This is a genomic window from Microbacterium sp. 69-10 (genome assembly GCF_001897945.1).
Lineage (GTDB): Bacteria > Actinomycetota > Actinomycetes > Actinomycetales > Microbacteriaceae > Microbacterium.
The window spans coordinates 1-3,209 of sequence record NZ_MKRT01000010.1 but is presented as its reverse complement, the minus strand read 5'-3'; the positions used below and the strand labels follow the sequence as shown (position 1 = coordinate 3,209).

The following is a 3,209-nucleotide window of genomic DNA, read 5'->3' as shown; positions in this document are numbered from 1 at the left end:
CGTCCATCTGCTCGAACTGGCGCACCACCGCCGGACCGAAGTACGTGATGGAGTTGCCGATGCGGGGCATGATCGCGTCGTAGTCGCTGAGCTGCCTGCCGCGGAAGAACAGGTCGGGGGCGTCAGCGGTCAGGTCGATCGCGAACCGCAGCGTGTTCAGCACCTTCACTGTGTGCCCCCGCTGCTGCGCGGCTGCGCGAAGGCGCTGGGTGGAGTACGACTGCGGTGCCCGCGAGAGGACGGCGATCTTCACAGATGTTTCCTGCCAGGATGTAGGGGTGAATCGGTCTTCTCATTCAAACACGTCCACGGGGTGGCGCGAGTGGGTGTCGCTGCCCGAGCTGGGTGTCGACTGGATCAAGGCCAAGATCGACACCGGCGCGAGGACCTCGTCGCTGCACGCGTTCGACGTCGAGGAGTTCACCCGCGACGGCGAGGACTGGGTGAGGTTCGCCGTGCATCCCTGGCAGGAGACCAGGGAGGATGCTGTGGTGCACGAATGCCCCGTCCACGACCGCCGCGCCGTGCGCAGCTCATCCGGCCACGCCGAGCACCGGATCGTGGTGCTGCTGCGGATGCGACTGGTCGGCCACGACGTGCAGGGCGAGGTGACGCTCACCAACCGCGACGAGATGGGCTTCCGGATGCTCATCGGCCGCCAGGTGCTGCGCCGCGGCTTCGTCGTCGATCCCGCCAAGTCGTTCCTGGGCGGCCGTGCCCCGCGCGAGATGCGCCGGAGGAACCGCGGGCGCGACTGAGCCTCGGCCCTTTCGACAGGGTCCAGGACCCGACTCGACGGGGTCGCTGAATCTGTCGAAGCGTCAGGACCTGATGAGCACCGTGCCGGCTATCTTGTCGTGCAGACCGCGCTGATCGGCATCCCAGATGACGGCGGGGATGACGACCACCAGCAGGAGCGTGCGGACGATCGGACGCCACAGCCCGACCCAGCCGCCCCCGAAGCGGACCACGCGCATGCCGAGGATGCGATGTCCCGGGCTCCCCCCGGCGGTCGGGATGAACAGGATCTGCAGCACCGCGAAGACCATCATCGGCGCGAACTGGCGCCAGCCGGCCTCTGCGGGCAGCGCCAGCGGGTCGTATCCGAGGAAGCCGAGCGCGATGAGCGTCGAGGCGAAGTAGTCGATCGCCAGCGCGCCGATCCTGCGTCCGGGGCGGGCGATGCTGCGAGGTCCGGTGGCGGGCAGACCGAGGCGTTCACCGGGGTAGTCGTTCACTCCCCCAGCCTACCGAGCACACGTAACATGCCCGAAACATGGCGGACACGGCTGGGAAACTCCGAATGCATAACCTGCGTAAGGTTGATGCAACCGATACCCGATCAGGAGTCGTACATGTTCAAAGAGCCCGCAGACGTCCTTCGCTACATCGAGGAGAACGACGTCAAGTTCCTCGACATCCGTTTCACCGACCTTCCGGGCGTGCAGCAGCACTTCAACATCCCGGCGTCCACGGTCGACGAGGACTTCTTCCGGGACGGACAGCTGTTCGACGGCTCCTCGATCCGCGGGTTCGCGTCGATCCACGAGTCGGACATGCAGCTCATCCCCGATGTCACGACCGCGTACCTCGACCCGTTCCGCGAGGCGAAGACCCTCGTGATGGTCTTCGACATCTACAACCCGCGCACCGGCGAGATCTACAGCAAGGACCCGCGTCAGGTCGCCAAGAAGGCCGAGAAGTACCTCGCCTCCACCGGCATCGCCGACACCGCGTACTTCGCCCCCGAGGCGGAGTTCTACATCTTCGACGAGGTGCGCTACTCCGTCACCGCCGGCGAGAGCTTCTACAAGGTCGACTCCGAAGAGGCGGCGTGGAACTCCGGCCGCGAGGAGGAGGGCGGCAACCTCGGCAACAAGACGCCGTTCAAGGGCGGATACTTCCCGGTCGCCCCGGTCGACAAGACCGCCGACCTGCGCGACGACATGACGCTGCGCCTGATCGACGCGGGCTTCCACCTGGAGCGCTCGCACCACGAGGTCGGCACCGCGGGCCAGCAGGAGATCAACTACCGCTTCGACACCATGGTGCACGCGGCCGACGACATCCTGAAGTTCAAGTACATCATCAAGAACACCGCCCAGGAGTGGGGCAAGACGGTCACGTTCATGCCGAAGCCGCTCTTCGGCGACAACGGCTCGGGCATGCACACCCACCAGTCCCTGTGGCTGGACGGCAAGCCGCTGTTCTTCGACGAGGCCGGATACGGGCAGCTCAGCGACATCGCCCGCTGGTACATCGGCGGTCTGCTCAAGCACGCGCACGCCGTGCTGGCCTTCACCAACCCGACGCTGAACAGCTACCACCGCCTAGTGAAGCACTTCGAGGCCCCGGTCAATCTGGCGTACTCCGCCGGAAACCGCTCCGCCGCGATCCGTATCCCGCTGACCGGCTCGAACCCGAAGGCCAAGCGCATCGAGTTCCGCGTGCCGGATGCCTCGGGCAACCCGTACCTGGCCTTCGCCGCGCAGATGATGGCGGGCCTGGACGGCATCAAGAACCGCATCGAGCCGATGGAGCCCATCGACAAGGACCTCTACGAGCTTCCCCCGGAGGAGGCCAAGAACATCCCGCAGGTGCCGAACTCCCTGCTCGACTCGCTCGAGGCGCTCCGCAACGACCACGACTTCCTGCTCGAGGGCGGCGTGTTCACGCAGGAGCTCATCGACACCTGGATCGACTACAAGTACGAGAAGGAGATCCTGCCGATCGCGCAGCGTCCGCACCCGTACGAGTTCGAGCTGTACTTCGGGGTCTGATTCCGGGAGGCCCTCAGAGCCACACTTCCGGTCTCTGAGCCCAGCAATTTGCTGAGCCCCAGGCGGCAATCGCCGTCTGGGGCTCAGTCTATCTCTGGACGTTTACGGACGGCTACGGGGAGTAAACGGACAGGTTTTCGGACAGTGTGGATGCCCGCTTCTGCGCACGCGAACAACGCGCTGACTCGACGGTTCGCTGTTACAGCAGCCCACCGACAGGAGCCCGTGTGAGATCAGGCGCGACGGCGTAGCTGACCGCTGGCACCGCAGCCCATCGTTCCGGTGGCAACGCGCCGAACATCAACTCCAGCGCGAGCCCGACTTCAGCATTGAGAAGCCCCTGCAAGGTGAGCGGCAGCGAACTCGACGCGAGCGCACTGCGCGATTGAACGTTTCGCGCCGAGGCATCCGTCCGCCTCGCCGGCGACG

Annotated in this window: 4 protein-coding genes and 1 pseudogene; 2 read left to right on the top strand and 3 right to left on the bottom strand. The window is 65.7% G+C overall.

Annotated features, from left to right (window positions below):
- Positions 1–247, bottom strand: a pseudogene (locus BGN97_RS04165) (30S ribosomal protein S6--L-glutamate ligase); the annotation flags it as partial.
- Positions 248–278: 31 nt separating this feature from the next.
- Between BGN97_RS04165 and BGN97_RS04160 the strand changes: the two are divergent.
- Positions 279–758, top strand: a complete 480-nt coding sequence (locus tag BGN97_RS04160; protein ID WP_285630656.1) for an ATP-dependent zinc protease — start codon at positions 279–281, stop codon at positions 756–758.
- A 63-nt stretch (positions 759–821) separates the two neighbouring features.
- Here BGN97_RS04160 and BGN97_RS04155 read toward each other — a convergent pair whose 3' ends face one another.
- A complete protein-coding gene (locus BGN97_RS04155; protein WP_285630653.1) occupies positions 822–1,238 on the bottom strand; it encodes an RDD family protein in 417 nt (138 codons plus the stop codon).
- 117 nt (positions 1,239–1,355) lie between these two features.
- Between BGN97_RS04155 and glnA the strand changes: the two genes are divergently transcribed.
- Positions 1,356–2,780, top strand: a complete 1,425-nt coding sequence (glnA, locus tag BGN97_RS04150) for a type I glutamate--ammonia ligase (protein WP_292698301.1) — start codon at positions 1,356–1,358, stop codon at positions 2,778–2,780.
- 199 nt (positions 2,781–2,979) lie between these two features.
- On the opposite strand, the gene BGN97_RS04145 is transcribed toward glnA, so the two are convergent.
- On the bottom strand, positions 2,980–3,209 hold a 230-nt coding region (locus BGN97_RS04145), incomplete at its 5' end, for a hypothetical protein (protein ID WP_292698298.1).

What these genes read in the sequence shown, in the direction of transcription:
- glnA (WP_292698301.1), top strand. Translation starts at nt 1,356, where the DNA reads ATGTTCAAAGAGCCCGCAGACGTCCTTCGCTACATCGAGGAGAACGAC.